This window comes from Nonlabens dokdonensis DSW-6 (assembly GCF_000332115.1).
Taxonomy (GTDB): domain Bacteria; phylum Bacteroidota; class Bacteroidia; order Flavobacteriales; family Flavobacteriaceae; genus Nonlabens; species Nonlabens dokdonensis.
Genome location: NC_020156.1, coordinates 3,627,164 through 3,643,120 on the forward strand (window position 1 = coordinate 3,627,164; position 15,957 = coordinate 3,643,120).

Here is a 15,957-nt window from a genome sequence, read left to right on the forward strand (position 1 = left end):
TATTTTTACACCATGATTAAGATAATTGTTATAGGAACCGGTAACGTAGGAACGCACCTTTGCAGGGCTTTTGAAAAAGCTGGTTCTACTTCTAATGTACAGCTTGCTGCCTATCACAATAGAGGACAAAAAAAGCTGCCAGAAATTGATGCCCCATTAGCAAAAAATCTAAACCATTTACCTAATGCAGACCTCATCCTATTAGCAGTTCCAGACGATGCAATTGCCTCTGTAGCAGAAGATTTACCAGCTCAAGAAACTATAATTGCGCATACTAGCGGTAGTGTAGCCATGCAAACTTTAAACAAACATAAAAACCACGGCGTTTTCTATCTACCACAAAGTTTTAGCATCTCTCGCACACCCAACTTTGAAGAAATAACGATATGTATGGAATCAAGTAACGATTTTGTAAATAAGACTTTAGAGATGGTGGCTGTTCCGCTTTCGCGAAAGCGTGCACAAATCAATTCTCAACAACGTAAAAAACTACATCTTGCCGCTGTTTACATCAATAATTTTGTAAACCATTGTTATACCAAAGCTGGGGAAATTATGGAGGAAGCAGCAATAGATCATGATTTGCTCGACGCTCTCATGAGAGAAACTTTTGATAAAGCAATAGATTTATCGCCTAAAAATGCCCAGACAGGTCCAGCGCTTAGAAACGACTCTAAAACAATAGAAAAGCATTTGCAAATGCTAGAGAAAGAAGATCGGGATATGTACCGATCGATAACCAAATCCATACAAAAAACACATGGCAAAAAGCTATAAAGAATTACTTCACGACATTACCACTTTTATTTTTGACGTAGATGGCGTGCTAACCGACGGCCGATTACTCATTTCTGAAAGCGGCGAATTATTACGTACGATGAATGCAAAAGATGGCTATGCGATGAAAACCGCACTGCAGAATGGTTACCACATTTGTATCATCACCGGTGGTACTAATGAAGGTGTAAAAGGAAGACTTGAAGGACTAGGCATTACCGATGTTTTTCTTAATGCAAGCGACAAGATGATTCAGATAAATGATTATGTCAAGAAACATCAGCTTAAAGCAGAAAACATCGTTTATATGGGTGACGATATGCCCGACGTTCCTGCAGTGCAATTTGCTGGTTTAGGATGTTGTCCACAAGATGCTATTCCAGAAATTAAAGCAGTAAGTCAGTATATTTCTCATAAAAAAGGTGGTGATGCTTGTGTTAGAGACATTATTGAGCAAGTCATGAAAGTGCAAGGAAAATGGAAGGTGCTCGATGGTACCATTGTGAAATCGAGTTAGTTTAACTCGGTTTTCTAATTTCTCAACAGCATTCGTAATTCCTTTATTTTTGTTTTTAATTTTGATTCGACTTTTCCCCTTTATTTTTAATTCATGAGTACCTTTTTTAAAATCATACGCTGGCCTAATGTTTTGCTTACCATTCTTACGCAACTGGTTATCGTTTATGGGATGTTAATTCCTTCAGGAGTTGACCCTTCATTGAACAGCTGGCAATTGACCCTATTAATTATTGCCACCGCACTACTCACCGCAAGTGGAAATGTCATCAATGATATTCATGATGTAGAAATAGATCGTATCAACAAGCCTAAAAAGCTACTGGTTACTAAAAGTATATCAGAAAAGAATGCTTATTATCTCTATATAATACTCACTGTAATTGCTGTAGGTGCTGGTTTTATATTATCAAACAGTATAGGGAAACCTATTTTATCTAGTGTTTTTATAGCTGTAGCATTTATCCTCTATTTATACGCGAGTTCGCTCAAAGCAATACTTTTGGTAGGGAACATAATTATCTCACTTCTGGTCGCACTGGTGATACTCATCACTGGAATATTTGAATTGTTTCCATCCATAACACCAGAAACTCAAACAGCTTTTAAATTTCTATTAGAACGTTTATTAGAATTTGCATTCATGGCTTTTTTGATCAATCTAGCTAGGGAATGGGTAAAAGATTGTGAAGATGTAAATGGTGATAAAGCAGGCGGCAGAAATACAATCGCAATCCTACTAGGACGATCAAGAGCAGCAAAAGTTATTTCTTTTTTTATTCTTGCTATTGTAATCTTACTGGGTTGGTACGTTTATGAATTCATATATAGAAATGAAATCGCTACCTATTACTTTATATTTCTTATTATAGGACCACTCGCCTTTGTAGCGATCAAACTATGGACGGCTGCATCTCCCAAAGAATATCACTTGCTATCTAACATTCTAAAACTAGTATTGTTATTTGGGATTCTATCTATGGGAATTTTCAGAATAAACTATTATTTCAATTAAAAATATATGCTGGCAGCTAAATTTAAGAATACCGATATCATTCTTGCATCACAATCTCCTAGAAGACAGGAACTATTAAAAGGATTGGATATTGACTTTAGAATAGAAACGAGACCAGTCAATGAAGTCTATAGTGATACTCTTAAAGAGCATGAGATAACAGACTATCTATCTTCATTAAAAGCTAAGGCTTTTGAAAATGATTTAAAAGACCATCAACTTCTTATAACAAGTGACACGATCGTATGGTTCCAAGATGCGCCATTAGAAAAACCTACATCAGCGCAGCATGCTAAAGAAATGATCGCTTCCTTAAGTGGTAAAATGCATAAGGTTTTTACCTCTGTTTGTTTCACAACTACTACTTCTCAGGATATAATTAATGATTGTACTTCTGTACATTTTGCAACATTAACAGAAGAAGAGATAGATTACTATGTCACTACTTACAAGCCATTTGATAAAGCAGGAGCTTACGGTATTCAAGACTGGTTAGGTTATGCAGCGGTTACTCGATTAGAAGGTTGTTACTATAATGTTATGGGATTACCGTTACCTAAGGTGTATGAGTTTTTGAAGGGTTTTTGATCCTAAAAAGAATAAGCTAAGAAGAAGCTTATTGAAAAAGTTGGTTTGACAAAATTCAACTGGTAATCACTTCTCAATCCTAATTCAAAATGATTACCTAAATAAACACCAGCTCTTGTAATCAATGGTAGACCTATAGAGGTTTTAGTTTCTATGGTTTCAAAGTCGTTTCCTATCAATCTAGGTAAAATTCTATCCTTTTCATATTCAAAGTAATTTAAACCAGTATTGAATTCAATAAAGTAATTTTCGGTAATAAAACGTTTACCATAAGTCACGTAAACAGTCCTAAACCTATTTCGGAAACGATCTCCTTCATCATTGATAATCTTCTCTGTAACGCCGGTTTGTCCTAAACTTATGATGCCGTTATTTTTCAATAAATATGATGCTTGTATACCTGCTATGTGAGGTTTTACACCATTTATATTATCGAAGAAACTAAAATGTAAAGAAAAACTAAATCTATTGATTTTTCTGTTTAGTATCTTAACAGGTAAATCCAAATGTTTATATTCTTCTAATTTTTTAGCTTCAATACTATCATTTTTTCTAACTCGTTCTTCGCGTTTTTCTTTAATTAGGAGACGTTCATTCTTATTGCGGAATTTGTAATTAAACGCTAGGCCTATCTCTGGTATAGATTCTATGTTATTAAGGTTATAAGCTAGAGTGCTTCCTACTGCAAGCCTTTTAAAAACATCATAATAAACCGTAGTGCTTAACCTGAAATTGATCCCGCTTTCAGCTTGTAAACTGCGTCCTTCTCTTTCTTTTCTAACTTTTATTCTTCCTAAACCTATATCATTATGAATGCGCCATTTTTTGTCAAAAACCGTTGCGTAACCATAAGAGAGACCTATTAAATTATAATTATTACGTGTAAATTGATTATTATTTTCAGTTTTGAAAACGATTTCTAAATAGTCAATTCCTAACAAATGCCTTTTATATGAAAAAGTCCCATTTAGAGATAAAACATCTTTATTGTTTTCTAATCCAAGCCCAACATAAGTAGGAATTACACTAATTGACTCCAACCGAAACTTATGGGTATAACGATCATAAATAGAATCCTTCTGAGCTTGAGTAAAAAACACACATGAAATTGCTAACAGAAAAGTAACAGATGAAAACCTATTCATAATTCAAAATTTGGTTATGTTAAATATAGGCTTGCTTTATACCCAAATATTTGCAAAAAATGTAAGAAATTGAATTCAGTAATTGTAATAAACGCAAGTTCAAATTAAAAACAGTTCTCTACCTTTATAAAATGCAAGAACAATTCATTTCAAAAATTAGGAGTATTCTCAACGAGAATCAATCTGTGACAGAAGAAATAGCTGCTGTATTAGACATAAGTTATGATGCTGCTTATAGACGCGTAACTGGTAAAACAAGCATAAGCCTAGAAGAAAGCGTGACACTTTCAAAGCACTTTAAAATATCGCTAAATAAATTATTTGAAGTAGGCGAGCAAACTTCTATTCTTACTGATGTTTCTCCAGGCATTGAAAACATAGCGCAACTGGAGCAATATTTTAAAACCTCTTTGCAAAATATATTACCACTTACAAATTTGAAGAGCGCGAGCATCACCTATTCTGCTAAGGATATTCCTTTGTTTTATACATTAAGTGATTCTTATTTGACTAAATACAAATGTTATGTATGGCTCAAATTCCTCAATGAAGATGGCAGTATGGAAAAAATGAGTTTTAAAAGCTTTATTGATCAGGCACCACAATCTCTTTTTGATAGTGCCATAAGACTTGGAGAGACCTATAATTATATAGATATCATTGAATTTTGGAATGATAATACTATTAATGGAACCTTACAGCAAATATTCTATTATTATGAAACTGGCTTATTAACTCGAGAACACGCCTTATTAATTTGTAAAGACCTCAAAGACATCATAGATCATGTCGAAAAACAGAGTATACAGCAAACGATCATTAACTCTAAGAATAATGCCAAATACCATTTGTATAAAAGCGATCTCCTCACCATGAGCAATACCATCATGGTCAAGACTAAAAATCAAAAAGTATTTTTCTCGCCTTTTACCGTACTTACCTATTTTAAAGTAGAACACCAGCCTACGTGTAATAAATTGGATCGTTTTTTTGAAAAACAAATGAAGAATTCAAAGCTGTTAGTCAACTCTGGTGAGCGAGATAGAGCACAATTTTTCAATAAAATGCACCTCAAAGTAGAGAGTGTTATAGAACGTATCAATATCAATCAGGATTTAATTTACTTCTAGAAATTCACAATTGATCTGAATATCAACAAAAAATCCACCTCTTTCAAGGTGGATTTTTTATATAAAATGTAAAGGATTCTAGTTGTAAACAGACTCTTTACCGTGGTGAACACAAAGCATGTAATAGATACAAGCACGGTATTTTGCACGCTCACTTTTACCATACTTTTCGATTACTGCTTCTACAGAATCCATTAAATTATCTCCTGAAAGACCTAATTTTTTCTCTAAGTAGTTTTTAACTACGCGTTCCATTTCGCTTTTCTCAGCACTTACAGTTTCGGCATCTTTGTTATAAATAGATGGTCCTAAACCTTTTGTTACTTTTCTAAGCAACTCTTCATCAAGTTTGCCTCCTACTTTGTCTTTGTAAGCTGCGATGTATTTTTCTACTCTTTCGTCAAATTTACTCATAATGTTACTGATCGATTTAAATTAATTAATTAATGATAAATGTATGCCTTAAAAGTAAAGGATTAATTTCTATTTTAAAAATTTAAAGTAATCTAGAAGAACGGTATCATTAGTCCGTCTAGGTGTAAATATTTCTAACAATTGAGGTTGCTTGTTGTTAGATTGTAATTTTTGGTACGCTTTCGCGAAAGCGGACTCTTCACTTATACTTTGATAATTAAAACTATGCATCTTGCAAAGGTGCTTTGCAGTAAGATGATGTTGAGTCTCAAAATAGGTGTCAAACTCCATAGTATCCTTATGACCAGGTAAAATTCTAAAAATTCCACCTCCAGAATTATTGATTACAATAATCTTGAAGTTTTTAGGAATATAATTGTTCCACAAAGCGTTAGAATCGTAGAAAAAACTCAAATCTCCAGTAATTAAAGTAACTGGTTTATTACTAGCAATAGCAGCGCCTATTGCTGTACTAGTACATCCATCGATACCACTTGTACCACGGTTAGAGAATACCACATGCGTAGGATTCATTTGAAATAATTGCGCATAACGTATCGTACTACTATTACCTAACTGTAAAACAATATCATTAGGAAGTTCTTTAAATAGTAATTCAAAGACTTTGAAATCAGACCAAGGCATTTTTTCAAAATAGCGCTCTCTTTTAATCAGGTAATCTTTAAAATGGTCTGTCCAGCGTTTTTGATAATTGCTTTTCACATATTCTTTAGGTAATTGCTCAATCCAGAGTTGAGGCTTTACCTTAATATGACCAGCAAGTTTAAAGAACGTATCATAAGCCTTTCTTTTACCTACGTGAAAATGTACTTTAGTTTCAAAACGTCTTAAGTATTGTTTGATTTTTTTGGAGACGATCATTCCGCCTATGGTAACTACCAGATCTGGTTGCAAGTCCTTAATCTGATCGTCGTGCTTTTCTATAGGTGCAATTAAGGTATCTATTCCCCAAATGATATTTTCATGGACGACGTTACTACTCACCTCGCTCATTACTAAAACACTAGGATCACTAGTTAAAATATCTAGATCTTCCTTTTGAAACACCGGCGGATTCAATGTTGCTAGAATGACTAATTTCCTTTTGGCGTTTTTCCATTGGTCAATAAAACTTTCTGGAATTATACTAGACTCATCTTTAAGAAGGTCTATTACCTTAACTTCTAGAGATGGTTGATCTACCTTGTTGTATAAAGGCTCTTCAAAAGGTATATTAATATGTACGGGACCATGTTGTGAGATAGAAGTGTTGATTGCTTTATTGATCAATCGCTCATTAGTCGCGATACCTTCTTGATCTTCTACAGAATTAATAACTTCTAGCTGTGTATCAAATAAAATATGATTTGCAAATACATGTTGCTGCCTAATAGTTTGACCATCACCTATATCAATTTTGTGAGATGGACGGTCTGCACTGAGAACTAATAAGGGAATTTCAGAGTAAAAAGCCTCTGCAATAGCTGGATAATAATTAAGTAGAGCGCTACCACTGGTGCAAAGAATTGCCACTGGCTCTTGCAATTGCTGCGCAATACCCAATGCTACATGAGCTGCACAACGTTCATCTACAACGCTATAACAATTGAAAAAATCATTTTCTGAAAAACCTATTGTTAATGGAGCATTTCTAGAACCAGGCGAGATAACGATGTTTTTTATACCTCTTTCTTTACATAAAAGAATGACTTGCTGAGCATGAAGAATTTCTGGATACATATACTAACAAAGGTACTAGCCAAACTAGTTGCAGACAACTTCCTTAACAGCTTCTTACCAAAAATAAATCTTCTTTAAAAGTGAATAATTAAAAATTGAGACAGCAATAGCCTGGCAAATCTATATAATCATACCTGTTTTAAGGAAGATATCTTAATTTTTAATCATTAAATTAATTAAATAAACAGTTCAATCAACACTTAGACTATTCAATAAGTCTTTTTATCTAGAAAACAAGCTGTTTCAAAAACTAATAAAGAACTTTTAGAAAATCAATATTGTTTATTTAAAATATTATGTCGATCTTTAAAATTCAATAAAGAGATCCAACCTATGATTATATTTAAATACCTTGTTTTTTATTCGTTTGTAGGAATATATCAAAGTGCAATTTTTACGAAGTCTATCTTCGGTAAGGTCTTCTCTTATTTTAGGGCAATGAACGAAAGTCGTAATGAACAAGGACAAGTAGTCGGATTTAAAACTACTCTCTTAAGAACTGCTTTTAGAAGCATATTGTAATTTAAATTATCACAACAAGCTTTTCATAGTAAACAGTTTTTGAACTGTTTCTTCATATTCTAGAATAGGATCACTCTTTGCAGTAATACCACCACCTACATATAAGTATGCTTCATCATCAAGTAACTGCATACACCTTAAGTTTACGTAATAACTCGCTTCACGTTCTTCTACTATACCCAAGTATCCAGTATAAAAAGAACGGTCATAACCTTCATTATCCTTGATAAATTTTTGCGCAGCATCTCTAGGCAAACCACAAACCGCAGGTGTAGGATGCAATGCCTCTATATAATCTTCTTTTCTAGATGGATCAATTAACGCATTGATATCAGTTTTTAAATGTACTAAGGTACCAGCTTGTGCTGTTTGAACTAGTGATTTTTTGATATGTGAAACACCTTTTGCTTTTAGATTTTCTACAATGAAGTCGGTTACTAATTTTTGTTCTTCGATCTCTTTTTCTCCCCAAACATGATCTTGATTTGGATTGAATACTGCAGTTCCAGCAAGAGACATGGTTTGTAAATTTTCACCTTTTATTACTGCTAAAATCTCAGGAGTTGCGCCCATCCATTTTCCTACTTTTGGATGGTGAAAAAAGTAACAATTTGCTGCCGGATATTCATTGAGCAAAGCTTCTAAAATCTCAAGATCCGATGATCGTTTTGTAAAACTTTCCACACGAGACAGAACGACTTTTTGAACGGTAGATTCCTTGAGCATGTCCACCGTTTTACGCACCATATTTGCATACCTTAATTTCTCTTTTTCATCAATCAAATGAGTTGCATTCAGTAGCTTAGAAGAAGTGTTACTTGAATTTTTAAACTTAAATTCTTTATACTCTTCAGAAGGTATAAAAACCTGATCTTCTGAATTTTCAAATTTTGAAAAAACACCATAAGTCATGTTGTCAGGTGCTGTTTTATGCCATTTTTGATCTCGCTGTGAGAGAATGCGCACAGTGCTTTGGTTTGCTTTTCTAAGTAACAGAAAAGGAAGCTTATTATCGACTAGATTTTGTAGGTATGAGAGTAAGTTTTCGCGCAAGCGGTAAAGTAATAAGAGTTAAAAATACAGTTATTTTTTTAGAGCAATAGTGGTCAGTTTACAAATGGAAATAAGGCGCTGCTCTTCATCAGTAATTTTGATTTCCCAGAGTTGAGTTGTTCTTCCTTTATGTAAAAATCGAGCCGTTGCAAAAACGTATCCATCCTTCTTCGATCGAGTATGATTTGCACTTATTTCAAGACCACGTATTGCAAAGTTTTTAGTATCTAAAAACATATAGCTTGCGGCACTTCCTACTGACTCAGCTAGAGCAACGCTAGCACCTCCATGAAGCACTCCATCTGGTTGATGTACTTTGTGAGTGACTGGCATTCTAGCTGTCAAATAATCTTCTCCTACATCGACATAGTCTATGTCGAGAGTTTCCATGAGCGTATTCTTGCAAATCGCATTACAGCGCTGTAGTATTTCTTCTTTGTCCATATCTTTACCAAAAATAAGGCATAGAATAGAATTAATGGTTAAAATAGTATCTTATACACACACAAACTCCTACGAGACACTTTTTGAACTGACAGATGAAACGCAACATATTTGGGTATGTTTTCATGGATTGGGTTACTTATCTACCTATTTTAAAAAATATTTTGAGAATTTTGATTCGGTTAAAAACTATGTCATCATTCTTCAAGCACCTTCTAAGGCTTATATAGGTAAGGGTTTTAAACACGTAGGTGCTTGCTGGCTTACAAAGGTGGACACGCATCAAGAAATGCAAAATAACCTCAACTACATCAATAAGGTTTTAATCTCAGAAAAAATCGAACAAGATCCACGTGTAACACTTTTTGGTTATTCTCAAGGTGTTTCTATCGCTACTAGATTTTTAAAACAACACCACTTCCCTATTACATCGCTTATTATGCACAGCGGTAGTATTCCTGAAGAACTTACCAAAGAAGACGGTTTGCATTTTAAGAAATACTGTTCTCGATTTATTCACATTGCTGGAACAAAAGACGAATATTCTAATGAAGAAATCGTCGAAAGAGAAAAAGAAAAAATAGAATTGCTATTTGGTACAGATTGTGAGATATACCGACCTGAAATAAAGCATGTCGTTCACGTTCCTTTACTTGAAGAAATTGCTCAAAACCTATAACTATGGAAATTATCTTTGCTACTCATAACGAAAACAAGCTTAAAGAAGTACAAGTTTTAATGCCTTCTCATGTAAAGCTTGTTAGTCTTAAAGACTTAGGTTTTGAAGAAGACATACCAGAAACAGCCGATACTATTGCTGGGAATGCTATACAGAAAGTAGAATACCTCAGAAATCGATTTGACTTACCCATTTTTGCAGACGATACTGGTCTTATCGTTGATTCTCTAGACGGCGAGCCTGGAGTATACAGCGCTAGATATGCTGGAGAGCAAAAGAACAGTGAGGATAACATGGACTTACTACTAGATAAGTTAACAAACAATAACGATAGGAAGGCACGTTTTATCACAGCCATTGCGTTACATTTGAACCATTGTCAAACCTTGTTTGAAGGCATTTGTGAAGGAACTATTCTTAAAGAACGTAAAGGAGATAAAGGCTTTGGATACGACCCTATCTTTCAGCCAGACGGTTACACAAAATCATTTGCACAAATGACCTTAACAGAAAAGGGTGAAATAAGTCACAGAGCAAAGGCTTTAAGCAAACTTATAGACTACCTGAAAGACGTTAATTAAAATATAAATCCCTATTAAATAAGTGCTTTAGCTTATTTTTATACCACAATATGAAACTACACTCTTACATTCTATTTTTTTGTTTTGGCTTATTTATCTCATTTAGTAACGCTCAAGGCGAAAAGGAAACAACCAAAAAGACCGAGACCACTCCTACTAAGGTGAAAGGAAAAGTTCTGAACGCAAAGGATAATACCATTCTTGAAAATGTTAACATATTGAACCTTAACCAGATTAAAGGTACCACAACCAATAAAGAAGGTGTTTTTCAAATTACTGCTAAAGTTAACGATACCCTATATTTCTCGTACTTAGGTTTTGAAACGATAAATGTACGAGTAACAGAAGACTGGTTAAAATTTGGTGATGTTACCATATCTATGACCGAGCAAGGTATTGCACTAGATGAGGTTACCGTAACCGAAACCTCGTTGACTGGCTTCTTAGAGATAGATGCAAAACGTGCCCCTATTTATGCTACAAGAAGGTATAAAATTAGTGGTTTGCCTAAAGGTTATGAAGCAGGAGATAGTGAGCCTGGAGCGATTACTAATATTTTAGAAAGTGTTTTTAACCCTGCAGACTTCTTGTACAATACTTTTGGTAAGAAGGGAAAATCCATGCGTAAACTACGACAAGTAAAAGAGCAGGACGAGATCAGAACCTTATTGCAAAGTAAATACGACAGAGAAACCTTAATGAATCTGTTGCAATTAGATAAATTAGATATTGATGCTATTTTAAGAAATTGTCAGTATTCTAAAACTTTCATAGAAACGGCAAATGACCTTCAAATTTTAGACGCCATAAGTGAATGCTATGAAGAGTATAAAATCTTGAAAAGCTCTAAAGAAAAGAATAAAAAATAACCAAACTTCAATCAAGTGAATTTAAAAAATGTATTATTAATTGCTCTAGCTTCTACCTTAATTATAGGATGCAAAGGCATGAGAGGAAAAGATGGCAAACCTGGTAAACCTGGCGCCGATGGAACAAGCTCAAAAGCAGTTCTAGATTATTCTAAGGTAAATGTAATGGATTATGCTAATACCATTACACTAGAAGAGCTAGAAGAACAACTCTATTATTATGCTAGCGATGAAATGGAAGGTCGTAATACTGGCTCTCCTGGACAGAAAAAAGCGGTGAATTATTTACGAGACCAATACAAAAAAATGGGAGTTCCTGGCGGCGGTCAGTATGGCGATTATTTTCAAATAGTTCCTGGTAAAGCTTTTGGGAAACCAGAATTATCTTCAGAAAACGTGCTAGCTTACATAGAAGGACGTGAATTTCCAGATGAAGTTCTTGTAATTTCTGCACATTTAGATCACGTAGGTATGAAAGACGATAAAGTCTATAATGGTGCCGATGATGACGGGAGTGGTACCATCGCTCTTCTAGAAATTGCTGAAGCTTTTAAACAAGCTGTTAATGATGGCTATGGACCGCGCAGGTCTATCTTATTCTTACACGTGACTGGAGAAGAAATAGGATTGAAAGGAAGCAAGTACTATGCAGATAATCCTATTTACCCTATGGAAAATACCATAGCAAATCTAAATATCGATATGATAGGAAGAATAGATGCTGACCATAAAGATAATCCTGATTATGTTTACTTGATAGGTAGTGATATGTTATCTCAAGAGCTACATGATATGTCTGAGGCGGCAAATAAAAGTTCTATGAACATGAATTTAGATTACAAATACAACGGTAAAGACGATCCTAATCGTTTTTACTACCGTAGCGATCACTATAATTTTGCGAAAAATGATGTTCCCGTAATTTTCTATTTTAATGGAACTCATGAAGATTACCATAAACCTACAGATACTCCAGATAAAATAGAATATGAACTCTACCAGCGCCGTGCTAAATTGATATTTGCTACCGCATGGAAAGTTGCAAATGCAGACGAACGTCCAGCGTTGAAATAAATAGAGCTGCACTCCTATATAATAAAAGCGCAAATTCTATAATTTGCGCTTTTTTAATTTCTAATCCCTTTTAAAATTGTTTGAATTAAAATACTTCTCAGCAAAAGCAATTGTATTTTTCGGTTCGATCGCTTTTATTATTACAGTTTTGAACAGCGTTTTGATGGTAATTTATTTAATAGAACAAAACGTTGTTATACCTAATTTAGAAAGAAATTTAGAAATGGGAACATTTTTAACACCGATCAGTTTATTACATTTATGGAGTCCAAAAATTTTAGAAAAAACCGTCTCAGTTGATTTTTTTAAAAATAATTCGTTTGATCAACAAAAAGAATCAATCAGTAAACAGGTTAATAAAAAACAAACATGCAGTAAAGTGATAATTGGAATATGCTATATAATTCTATTGCTCGCTTGGCTTAAATTTCTGACATAAAAAAGGGTATGATCATAATATATCATACCCTTTTTTGTGATCTAGCTTTCGCGAAAGCGAGATCTAAATTAATCTGTTTCTACACCAGCAAACTCTTGTTGAATAGCCATTCTAAGACGTCTGTAATAATCTTCTTCTAGCCAGTCTTTATAGTTGTTAGTATTGTTGATTATACAATACGCATATCGCCTGATGCGATCTTTGATATCTTCCTTCAATAATTTTGCAAGGATACGAGCATCAAACACATCCTCACTATTCTCTACACACCATTGTACGTGCTGTGCGATCGACTCATCGAGAACGTCTTTAGACTTGCGCCCTTCTTTGGTAATGCGTTTATAAGCTCCTTTAATATCAAAAGTGAAGTCCTTTGTATTAGGAAATTCAGCTTTTGTGGCTTCTGGCATCTGGTAAACAAAATTACGCTCGATCTCTTCATCAGAAACGATGTTCTCCACATAGAAGTCTGGAGATCTAAAGACTTGTTGCCAGTCTACTGGCTCATTCCATAAACCAAAACGTGCTACGTTGTTTCCTAAATCAATAATTTGAAATTCTTTCTTGCCATCTAAGATACGAGAACCACGACCTATCATTTGGTAATATAAAGTAAGCGACTTAGTTGCACGATTTAAAATAATACATTCCACACTAGGTTCATCAAAACCTGTAGTCAAAATACTTACTGAGGTAAGAACAGCATCAGGTTTGTTTCTAAACCATCTAAGAATTTCTTTACGTTCTTCCTTTGTATTGGTATTATCTAAGTGACGTATTTCTATTCCAGCTCTTCTAAAGGTATCTTCTACTTCAATACTAGTTCTAATACCATTATTAAAAATAAGCGTCTTTTTACCTTTTGCGACTTCATTGTAGGATTGTAATAACTTATCCTGCATTGTCACCGCGGTATACAACTTCTCACTACTCTTTACAGTATAATCACCATTCATACCTATTGTAAGACCACTCAAACCTACATCATAAGTATGCGTTACCGCTTGAGCTAGGAAACCTTGTTCTACTAAGGAGGTAATACTATTTCCCACGATAAGCTCTCTATAATTGTCCTTCATAGGCAACTTGAAATTAGAACTTAAAGGAGTAGCGGTTACACCTAGCATAAAGCAGTGGTCAAAATACTTAAATAGTTTTCTAAAACTATTGTAATGCGCTTCGTCAATAATAACTAGACCTATGTCGTCTAGTTCTAGTTTATCATCTTGAATACGATTGTTCAAGGTTTCTACCATGGCAACGAAACAATCAAAGTCCTTTTGATCGTCAAGCTCCTTTACCTTAGAATTAATGACTTTATTTTTTACATTAAAGCCATTGAGCATTTTTGAAGTTTGCTTACACAACTCGATACGGTGAGTAAGAATAACCACTTTCTTACCTTTATCTCTTATGTACCTGCGTACGATCTCAGAGAAGATAACCGTTTTTCCTCCACCTGTAGGCAACTGATAGAGCAAATTGTAATCGTCTGGTTTATTGTTAATACGGTCAAAAACCGCTTCCAGATCGCGGTTTTGGTAATCGTATAAAGATTTTATTTCAGTTTCATTTTTCATAGACAAGACTCTGGATTTTCATTTTTGAGATTTGCAAAAGTACTTCTTTTTTAAGGTTCTTAACCTTTGTTTAGTGTTAAGAAAACCAGATTATTTTAATTCGTAATACTTTAACGTAGTTAAAGCCGTTAAAATCTTAATTTTGCAAAGAGGAAATAAAATTATTTTGGATCAATCTACAACAAAGAAAAAACCCTGGTTTCAGCCAGATCGTGCTCATAAGTATTACAAGCTTACTGGGTTCTATACTTTTGTCATAGACAGTATTAAAAAGTCTATGCCTCCAGTACTTATCGTGGTTGCTATTCTTGCTGCACTTCACTTCTTTGTAATGGATATCAACGAAGCGCTGGAGCTTGCTGTAGAAACTTTACCAGATTATGGAGTTCTTGCTTTTTTCTATGTTTCTGAAACTGTTTTAGGATTAATACCGCCAGAATTATTTATAGCTTGGGCAGGAGAAACCTCCACTCCTATTATTAATTTATCCCTAATCGCCTTATTCTCCTATTTAGGAGGATTCACTTCTTACTGGATTGGAAGACGTGCCTTGAAAATTCCTAGCCTACATAATTACTTAGAAGTTAAAATGGCTAAACAACTGGTAATGGCGAGAAAATGGGGCGGCGTTTTAATAGCCGTAGGTGCTTTATTACCTCTACCCTTTTCTATGGCAAGTCTAGTCGCAGGTATGTTGAGTTACCCAGTTAAAAGTTGGGCTCTAGTAGGGTTGTTGCGTTTTGTGCGTTTTGCACTTTATGGTGCTGCTATATTTGCTTTAGTCTAAATGGAGGCATTACTAACGTGAGTCAAAAACAGAAATCTGTCTTTTATTTCATCTAGTCACTATTTTATGCGCATTACTAGATTCTATTCATTGCAGTTAACTAAAATTACGATATAAAAAAACCGCTCAAAATGAACGGTTGTATATAAAACATCAAATTAGAAATGTGATCTAATTTTCTTGTTCCTTAAGTTTTGCTTCTTTCTTTAATTTTCTCTTTTCCAATGCAGATCCTGTAATCCAATACGGTATTGCAAACAAAGTCAAAAATAACATCAACCAAAATCCAATGGTAAGGATTCCTAAAAATGCTAAAAAGCCTAAATACTGATCAAATTCGAACATAATACTTCTGTGTTTGCTGCAAAGATACAGACTACTATTTAAAAATAAAATATCTCCGTCAGATTTATTAACAAAATCCTGTTTATAAATCAAAAGTCCCTTTTTTTTAGCTAATTAATCAGCTTACTATCCTTAATCTACTTGGATAATGCTTTTGTTAATCTCGCTTTCGCGAAAGCGGTAAAAAGAAATTGCACATACCTGTTGTTATAATTCTCTTTAAGAACCACCTTATAAAACGTACAGGTTTTATATTTGT

The 15,957-nt window shown here is 34.2% G+C and carries 18 protein-coding genes; 11 read left to right on the plus strand and 7 right to left on the minus strand.

The window, feature by feature from the left end; all coding sequences use genetic code 11:
* Window positions 1-12: 12 nt before the first annotated feature.
* From DDD_RS16000 to DDD_RS16015, 4 genes are all read left to right on the plus strand, one after another.
* Window positions 13-777, plus strand: a complete 765-nt coding sequence (locus DDD_RS16000; protein WP_015364003.1) for a Rossmann-like and DUF2520 domain-containing protein — start codon at window positions 13-15, stop codon at window positions 775-777.
* Window positions 761-1,294 (plus strand): KdsC family phosphatase, encoded by a 534-nt coding sequence (locus DDD_RS16005; protein WP_015364004.1) that lies wholly within the window; start codon window positions 761-763, stop codon window positions 1,292-1,294. Before DDD_RS16000 ends, DDD_RS16005 begins: the two co-directional genes overlap by 17 nt.
* A gap of 93 nt (window positions 1,295-1,387) precedes the next feature.
* Window positions 1,388-2,308 carry a geranylgeranylglycerol-phosphate geranylgeranyltransferase gene (locus tag DDD_RS16010; RefSeq protein WP_015364005.1) on the plus strand — a complete coding sequence of 307 codons (921 nt, stop codon included), beginning with the start codon at window positions 1,388-1,390 and terminating at the stop codon, window positions 2,306-2,308.
* 6 nt (window positions 2,309-2,314) lie between these two features.
* Window positions 2,315-2,896, plus strand: coding sequence for a Maf family nucleotide pyrophosphatase (locus tag DDD_RS16015; protein WP_015364006.1), 582 nt, complete (start codon window positions 2,315-2,317; stop codon window positions 2,894-2,896).
* A gap of 2 nt (window positions 2,897-2,898) precedes the next feature.
* On the opposite strand, the gene DDD_RS16020 is transcribed toward DDD_RS16015, so the two are convergent.
* Window positions 2,899-4,041, minus strand: a complete 1,143-nt coding sequence (locus tag DDD_RS16020; protein ID WP_041567224.1) for a hypothetical protein — start codon at window positions 4,039-4,041, stop codon at window positions 2,899-2,901.
* 131 nt (window positions 4,042-4,172) lie between these two features.
* On the opposite strand from DDD_RS16020, the gene DDD_RS16025 reads away from it, so the two are divergent.
* Entirely contained in the window at window positions 4,173-5,171 is a 999-nt protein-coding gene (locus DDD_RS16025; RefSeq protein WP_015364008.1) for a hypothetical protein, read from the plus strand.
* A gap of 78 nt (window positions 5,172-5,249) precedes the next feature.
* Here the strand turns inward: DDD_RS16025 and DDD_RS16030 are convergent, their stop codons facing one another.
* The 4 genes from DDD_RS16030 to DDD_RS16045 all read right to left on the minus strand — a co-directional run bounded on the left by DDD_RS16030 (window position 5,250) and on the right by DDD_RS16045 (window position 9,344).
* Window positions 5,250-5,585 (minus strand): DUF2853 family protein, encoded by a 336-nt coding sequence (locus tag DDD_RS16030; protein WP_015364009.1) that lies wholly within the window; start codon window positions 5,583-5,585, stop codon window positions 5,250-5,252.
* 69 nt (window positions 5,586-5,654) lie between these two features.
* On the minus strand, window positions 5,655-7,325 hold the full coding sequence (menD, locus tag DDD_RS16035; protein WP_015364010.1) for a 2-succinyl-5-enolpyruvyl-6-hydroxy-3-cyclohexene-1-carboxylic-acid synthase: 1,671 nt from the start codon (window positions 7,323-7,325) through the stop codon (window positions 5,655-5,657).
* Window positions 7,326-7,856: 531 nt separating this feature from the next.
* Window positions 7,857-8,813, minus strand: a complete 957-nt coding sequence (locus DDD_RS16040; protein ID WP_146250813.1) for a chorismate-binding protein — start codon at window positions 8,811-8,813, stop codon at window positions 7,857-7,859.
* 117 nt (window positions 8,814-8,930) lie between these two features.
* Window positions 8,931-9,344: a hotdog fold thioesterase gene (locus DDD_RS16045; RefSeq protein ID WP_015364012.1), complete on the minus strand. Its 414-nt coding sequence runs from the start codon at window positions 9,342-9,344 to the stop codon at window positions 8,931-8,933.
* Between the two features lie 34 nt (window positions 9,345-9,378).
* Between DDD_RS16045 and DDD_RS16050 the strand changes: the two genes are divergently transcribed.
* The 5 genes from DDD_RS16050 (at window position 9,379) to DDD_RS16070 (ending at window position 12,986) form a co-directional block, all read left to right on the plus strand.
* Complete coding sequence (locus tag DDD_RS16050; RefSeq protein ID WP_041567226.1) at window positions 9,379-10,023, plus strand: alpha/beta hydrolase; 645 nt, start codon at window positions 9,379-9,381, stop codon at window positions 10,021-10,023.
* 2 nt (window positions 10,024-10,025) lie between these two features.
* On the plus strand, window positions 10,026-10,604 hold the full coding sequence (locus DDD_RS16055) for a non-canonical purine NTP diphosphatase (RefSeq protein ID WP_015364014.1): 579 nt from the start codon (window positions 10,026-10,028) through the stop codon (window positions 10,602-10,604).
* 50 nt (window positions 10,605-10,654) lie between these two features.
* Window positions 10,655-11,473: a carboxypeptidase-like regulatory domain-containing protein gene (locus DDD_RS16060; protein WP_015364015.1), complete on the plus strand. Its 819-nt coding sequence runs from the start codon at window positions 10,655-10,657 to the stop codon at window positions 11,471-11,473.
* Window positions 11,474-11,488: 15 nt separating this feature from the next.
* The gene (locus DDD_RS16065) at window positions 11,489-12,547 is read left to right on the plus strand and encodes a M28 family metallopeptidase (protein WP_015364016.1); all 1,059 of its coding nucleotides are present in this window, start codon (window positions 11,489-11,491) and stop codon (window positions 12,545-12,547) included.
* A 76-nt stretch (window positions 12,548-12,623) separates the two neighbouring features.
* Entirely contained in the window at window positions 12,624-12,986 is a 363-nt protein-coding gene (locus DDD_RS16070; RefSeq protein WP_041567227.1) for a hypothetical protein, read from the plus strand.
* 68 nt (window positions 12,987-13,054) lie between these two features.
* Here the strand turns inward: DDD_RS16070 and DDD_RS16075 are convergent, their stop codons facing one another.
* Window positions 13,055-14,566 carry a DEAD/DEAH box helicase gene (locus DDD_RS16075; protein WP_015364017.1) on the minus strand — a complete coding sequence of 504 codons (1,512 nt, stop codon included), beginning with the start codon at window positions 14,564-14,566 and terminating at the stop codon, window positions 13,055-13,057.
* 142 nt (window positions 14,567-14,708) lie between these two features.
* Between DDD_RS16075 and DDD_RS16080 the strand changes: the two genes are divergently transcribed.
* Entirely contained in the window at window positions 14,709-15,353 is a 645-nt protein-coding gene (locus DDD_RS16080; RefSeq protein WP_015364018.1) for a YqaA family protein, read from the plus strand.
* Between the two features lie 171 nt (window positions 15,354-15,524).
* On the opposite strand, the gene DDD_RS17910 is transcribed toward DDD_RS16080, so the two are convergent.
* Window positions 15,525-15,791: a hypothetical protein gene (locus DDD_RS17910; protein WP_146250814.1), complete on the minus strand. Its 267-nt coding sequence runs from the start codon at window positions 15,789-15,791 to the stop codon at window positions 15,525-15,527.
* Between the last annotated feature and the right edge of the window lie 166 nt (window positions 15,792-15,957).

Coding starts and splice junctions, on each gene's coding strand:
- DDD_RS16000 (WP_015364003.1), top strand. CDS start 13: ATGATTAAGATAATTGTTATAGGAACCGGTAACGTAGGAACGCACCTT.
- DDD_RS16005 (WP_015364004.1), top strand. CDS start 761: ATGGCAAAAAGCTATAAAGAATTACTTCACGACATTACCACTTTTATT.
- DDD_RS16010 (WP_015364005.1), top strand. CDS start 1,388: ATGAGTACCTTTTTTAAAATCATACGCTGGCCTAATGTTTTGCTTACC.
- DDD_RS16015 (WP_015364006.1), top strand. CDS start 2,315: ATGCTGGCAGCTAAATTTAAGAATACCGATATCATTCTTGCATCACAA.
- DDD_RS16020 (WP_041567224.1), bottom strand. CDS start 4,041: ATGAATAGGTTTTCATCTGTTACTTTTCTGTTAGCAATTTCATGTGTG.
- DDD_RS16025 (WP_015364008.1), top strand. CDS start 4,173: ATGCAAGAACAATTCATTTCAAAAATTAGGAGTATTCTCAACGAGAAT.
- DDD_RS16030 (WP_015364009.1), bottom strand. CDS start 5,585: ATGAGTAAATTTGACGAAAGAGTAGAAAAATACATCGCAGCTTACAAA.
- menD (WP_015364010.1), bottom strand. CDS start 7,325: ATGTATCCAGAAATTCTTCATGCTCAGCAAGTCATTCTTTTATGTAAA.
- DDD_RS16045 (WP_015364012.1), bottom strand. CDS start 9,344: ATGGACAAAGAAGAAATACTACAGCGCTGTAATGCGATTTGCAAGAAT.
- DDD_RS16050 (WP_041567226.1), top strand. CDS start 9,379: ATGGTTAAAATAGTATCTTATACACACACAAACTCCTACGAGACACTT.
- DDD_RS16055 (WP_015364014.1), top strand. CDS start 10,026: ATGGAAATTATCTTTGCTACTCATAACGAAAACAAGCTTAAAGAAGTA.
- DDD_RS16060 (WP_015364015.1), top strand. CDS start 10,655: ATGAAACTACACTCTTACATTCTATTTTTTTGTTTTGGCTTATTTATC.
- DDD_RS16075 (WP_015364017.1), bottom strand. CDS start 14,566: ATGAAAAATGAAACTGAAATAAAATCTTTATACGATTACCAAAACCGC.